Raw genomic sequence first — 3,814 nt, 5'->3', positions numbered from 1 at the left:
CCGGCCCCGTGACGCTGGTGCCTCTGGTCTGCTTCAACGCGGCGGCGCGGCACCTGCCCTACACCACGCTGGGCTTCTTGCAGTACATCGCGCCGACGCTCGTGCTGCTGCTCGCGGTGCTTCTGTTTGACGAACATTTGTCGTCCAGCACGCTGGTGGCGTTCCTGTTCATCTGGGCCGGTCTCGCGGTGTACAGCATCGACGCGGTGGTCAGCATGCGTCGGCGCACCTGATCAAAAAACCAACACATCCCTACAGGCCACGTCCGGCGTGGCCTGCGCGCATCCTTCCCAAGGTTATCCACAACGTGATCCCCGGCGTTTGTGCACAAGCCTTTGAAAACTGGTGAATTTTTGACCATCACTGGCTGAGGCACGGCGGGCCTGGGCTGGCGCCGGGTCTCTACAGGTTATCCACAGGCAGGTGCAGCTTTTCCTTGGATAACCTGCGTCAGCTTTCGTCGCTGAGTTTCAGCTCGACCATCAATTCATCGGCCAGGGTTTCCAGGCGCTCCTGCAGGGTGTCCAGCGACAAGGTCAAGGGCACCCCGAGAATCGCCTCGGCATGAAATAACAATTCGCTGCTCATCGGCGCGGGTCGGACATGGGTAACCAGCCGCTCGACGTTCACCCCTTCCCCGCTCAACAAGCGCGTGATGTCGCGCACGATGCCGGGACGGTCATTGCCCACCAGTTCCATGGCGATGGGTTTCCAGGTGCAGGATTCTTCAATCGCATTTTCGGCAATCAGCACACGAATGCCATGGGCCGCCAGCCCATGCAAAGCCTCGATCAGTTCTTCATGAGATTCAGCCGGGGCGCTGAGACGCAGGATCCCGGCGAATTGCCCGGCGAGGTGCGACATACGGCTTTCCAGCCAGTTGCCGCCGTGCTCGGCAATACACTCAGCGATGCGCTCGACCTGCCCGGGTTTGTCCGGGGCGAAAACGGTGATGACGAGATGGTCCATGGCGCAGCCCTTCTGTTGATGGAACGGACAGTATAGGCAAGGCGGGAAATCAGCACAGTCGCGCGCTTTTGGGTTAAGGAGCTTGCTCGGCCCTGGACTGCGTAACGATCGTAAATCGCTGGTTCAGTGCTGCGCACTGAAGCGGGAGCAAGCTCCCTCGCCACAGGGAAATGTGTACGAACCTTATATTTATCTGGAACAATCCATCGTTTTTTTGAGAACATCCGGTTCCGCGCTGTGACTGTAGTGCTTTGGTCGGTCGCGGAACGACGCAATTAGTCTGATTTTCACAACCGTAACTGATCATGTAGTATGCCGCAGCGGGCACTACATAACCGCAATGCCTAATGTTGCACCGATGTCTGCCCAGGCCAGTCGCACCCCTGAAAGCCCCGTCAGCAAGGCTTAACCCAGCCGCCAGCAATGGCATGTACTGGTCCGGGGGTTTGTGGTTTAAATGTCCCGAGGCTTCATTGTCCAAATCGAAGAGCTGAAAAGCGCAATAGCTGAGCAGAGTGAGGCAAGCAATGACTGAACACGTTCAAGTCGGTGGCCTGCAGGTCGCCAAAGTCCTGTTCGACTTCGTGAATAACGAAGCCATTCCCGGAACCGGCCTCACCGCCGACGCATTCTGGGCCGGCGCCGACAAGGTCATCCATGACCTGGCACCGAAGAACAAAGCCCTACTCGCCAAGCGCGACGATTTCCAGGCGCAGATCGATGCCTGGCACCAGGCTCGTGCCGGCCAGGCCCACGACGCCGTGGCTTACAACGCCTTCCTGCAAGACATTGGTTACCTGCTGCCAGAAGCGGCGGATTTCCAGGCCACGACCCAGAATGTCGACGACGAAATTGCCCGCATGGCCGGCCCGCAGCTGGTGGTGCCGGTGATGAATGCCCGTTTCGCCCTCAACGCCTCGAACGCCCGCTGGGGTTCGCTGTACGACGCGCTGTACGGCACCGATGCGATCAGCGAAGCCGATGGCGCGGAGAAAGGCAAAGGCTACAACAAGGTCCGCGGCGACAAGGTCATCGCCTTCGCCCGCGCCTTTCTCGACGAAGCAGCCCCGTTGGCGGCCGGCTCCCACGTCGATTCCATTGCCTACAAGATCGTCGATGGCAAGCTCGTCGTGACTCTCAAGGGCGGCAGCAACAGCGGCCTGCGCGACGATGCCCAACTGATCGGTTTCCAGGGCGAGACGTCGGCGCCGAGCGCGGTGCTGCTCAAGCACAACGGCCTGCACTTCGAAATCCAGATCGACGCCAGCACTCCGGTCGGGCAGACCGACGCCGCCAGCGTCAAAGACATCCTGATGGAAGCCGCGCTGACCACCATCATGGATTGCGAAGACTCGGTCGCCGCCGTAGATGCCGATGACAAGGTGGTGATCTACCGTAACTGGCTCGGCTTGATGAAAGGCGATCTGTCGGAAGAAGTCGCCAAGGGCGGCCAGACGTTTACCCGGACCATGAACCCTGACCGCGTCTACACCGCCGCGGACGGGTCGAGCGTGACGCTGCACGGCCGTTCGCTTTTGTTCGTGCGCAACGTCGGTCACCTGATGACCATTGACGCAATCCTGGACAAGGACGGCAATGAAGTGCCGGAAGGCATCCTCGACGGCCTGATCACCAGCCTGGCCGCGATCCACAGCCTCAACGGCAACACCTCGCGCCGCAACAGCCGCACCGGCTCGGTGTACATCGTCAAGCCGAAGATGCATGGCCCGGAAGAAGCGGCGTTTACCAACGAGCTGTTCGGCCGCGTCGAAGACGTGCTGAACCTGCCGCGCAACACGCTGAAAGTCGGAATCATGGATGAGGAGCGCCGTACCACGGTCAACCTCAAGGCGTGTATCAAGGCGGCCAGCGAGCGCGTGGTATTCATCAATACCGGCTTCCTCGACCGCACCGGCGACGAAATCCACACGTCCATGGAAGCCGGCCCGATGGTCCGCAAGGCCGACATGAAGGCCGAGAAGTGGATCGCCGCGTACGAAAACTGGAACGTCGACATCGGTTTGAGCACCGGTCTGCAAGGCCGCGCGCAAATCGGCAAGGGCATGTGGGCCATGCCGGACCTGATGGCCGCGATGCTCGAGCAGAAAATCGCCCACCCGATGGCGGGCGCCAACACGGCATGGGTCCCATCGCCGACCGCTGCCGCCCTGCACGCGCTGCACTATCACAAGGTCGATGTATTCGCCCGCCAGGCCGAGCTGGCCAAGCGTGCCCGCGCCTCGGTCGACGACATCCTGACCATCCCGCTGGCGGTCAACCCGAACTGGACGCCCGAGCAGATCAAGCATGAACTGGACAACAATGCCCAGGGCATCCTTGGCTACGTGGTGCGCTGGATCGACCAGGGCGTGGGCTGCTCCAAGGTGCCGGACATCAACGACATCGGCCTGATGGAGGACCGTGCAACGCTGCGGATCTCCAGCCAGCACATCGCCAACTGGCTGCGCCACGGCATCGTCACCCGGGACCAGGTGATGGAAAGCCTCAAGCGCATGGCACCGGTGGTCGACCGCCAGAACGCCAGCGACCCGCTATACCGCCCGCTGGCGCCGGACTTCGACAGCAACATCGCCTTCCAGGCGGCGGTCGAACTGGTGATCGAAGGGACCAGGCAACCAAACGGCTATACCGAGCCGGTGCTGCACCGTCGTCGTCGCGAGTTCAAGGCAGCCAATGGGTTGTGATTGAGCGGTAACATGCGGCAAATAAAAAAGCCCTGATCGAAAGGTCAGGGCTTTTTCATGCGGGCTGTTCAGTCCCGAAAGTTTGCAACAGTTTCAGGCCTGGACAGGCTTCCGTGGGGGGGGGGGGGGGGGGGGGGGGG

Annotated in this window: 3 protein-coding genes; 2 read left to right on the top strand and 1 reads right to left on the bottom strand. The window is 61.2% G+C overall.

Translation table 11 applies throughout. From position 1 onward, the window contains the following. A partial coding sequence (locus ACE04F_RS18480; RefSeq protein WP_486108930.1) for an EamA family transporter occupies positions 1-233 on the top strand: 233 nt, incomplete at its 5' end. A 217-nt stretch (positions 234-450) separates the two neighbouring features. On the opposite strand, the gene ACE04F_RS18475 is transcribed toward ACE04F_RS18480, so the two are convergent. Continuing rightward, a complete protein-coding gene (locus ACE04F_RS18475) occupies positions 451-969 on the bottom strand; it encodes a glycine cleavage system transcriptional repressor (protein WP_486108928.1) in 519 nt (172 codons plus the stop codon). 527 nt (positions 970-1,496) lie between these two features. Between ACE04F_RS18475 and ACE04F_RS18470 the strand changes: the two genes are divergently transcribed. Next, positions 1,497-3,674 (top strand): malate synthase G, encoded by a 2,178-nt coding sequence (locus ACE04F_RS18470; protein WP_486108926.1) that lies wholly within the window; start codon positions 1,497-1,499, stop codon positions 3,672-3,674. Positions 3,675-3,814 lie beyond the last annotated feature (140 nt).

This window comes from Pseudomonas sp. AGC41 (assembly GCF_057334555.1).
Note: the sequence above shows the minus strand (reverse complement) of the source record. Positions and strands in the feature narration are given on the sequence as shown.